The sequence below is a fragment of the Moorena sp. SIO3B2 genome (assembly GCF_010692525.1).
Taxonomy (GTDB): Bacteria; Cyanobacteriota; Cyanobacteriia; order Cyanobacteriales; family Coleofasciculaceae; genus Moorena; species Moorena producens.
In genome coordinates this window covers 1-1,235 of sequence record NZ_JAAHHE010000922.1, presented here as the reverse complement: position 1 = coordinate 1,235, position 1,235 = coordinate 1, and the positions used below count along the sequence as shown (strand labels likewise).

Sequence of the window (1,235 nt, the reverse complement as noted above, 5' to 3'; positions counted from 1 at the left end):
TAGACCAGGGTATCGGCTACATCTAGCCGTTGCCACACGGTATCGAGTGAGCCAAATCCATCAACGATCCATTGCTCCTGTTGCAAGAGGTGATCATGGGCGGCTTTAAACTCGGCATGGGGCACCTGATCACCGCCCGGTCTATATTGCATGAGATCGAGGGGTACCAGGGGTAATCCAGTTATTTCCGCTAAACGTTTGCTGAGGGTCGATTTGCCAGCGCCAGCATTTCCAAATACTGCAACTCTCTTCATAGTTAGGGAACAGGGAACAGGGAACAGGGAACAGGGAACAGATAAGAGGGAACAGGGAACAGGGAACAGGGAACAGATAAGAGGGAATAGCGATGCACTGCATTAAGAGGTGCGACCCGTGGCGAATTTAATTCTTAATGGTAAGAGCGCACCTAACAGGGAATCAACGTCAAAGAAAATTGTACCTCATGAGTTCTATAAACGCTATAACAATCAATTTCAGTACTGAAATAGTCAAATATTATTACTGTTCCCAATTCCCGATTCCCGATTCCCGATTCCCGATTCCCTTTAATTGTTGCTCCAATTCTATCACTTTTCCATTAATATCTAAGCTCCGGTAAAGTTCTAAACTTTCAGTAAAAAATTGGTAAGCCATGGCTTTAGCATTGGGTTGATTACCCTCAACACGACGCAAGTAAATTTCTCCTAAGAGCTGGCGAGCAGAGGCTTCTAGTTTCCGACGGTTGTAGTCTAAGAAGACTTGTAAAGATTCCATGGCTAACGCTTCCGCTCGGTCAAGGTTTTCTAAGACATTAACCTCTAGGTAAGCTCGGGACATATCTAGAATTTCTTCCGCCCTATCGACAATTTCTCCAAGTTCTGAAAGTAACCTTAAGCCCATGGTGTAGTTGGTTTCAAATTGCTCAATCTGTTCCGGTAAAGTAGCGTGGTTGGAGGGTAATCGGCGCAAGCGTTCTGAATAAAGTAAACCAAGAGCGGTATAGTTGTAGGCTAGGTTGGCTTTGTAGTCGTTGACTTTACTAATTTCGATGGCTTGACGAATATTTTGCTCCCCTTGGCTGAGTAAGTGGAGGGCTTGGGTTGTGTCTGGAGTATTTGTGGCTAGGAGCCGTTGGCTGTTACCGAAGAATTGGATCTAAAGTCCCGTCCTTATAGGGCGGCTTTTTTTGGAGTTTTATCCTATTCATTGTATAATAAATTAATAGCGGAAGGTCGATACGTGATGATTATTATAGA

2 protein-coding genes are annotated in these 1,235 nt (G+C 44.4%); both read right to left on the bottom strand.

Annotated elements, in window-relative coordinates:
- Positions 1-254: P-loop NTPase family protein (locus tag F6K38_RS42395; RefSeq protein WP_502709677.1), on the bottom strand; the 254-nt coding region annotated here is incomplete at its 3' end.
- 244 nt (positions 255-498) lie between these two features.
- Positions 499-948, bottom strand: a complete 450-nt coding sequence (locus F6K38_RS42390; protein WP_287360871.1) for a hypothetical protein — start codon at positions 946-948, stop codon at positions 499-501.
- Positions 949-1,235: the final 287 nt, after the last annotated feature.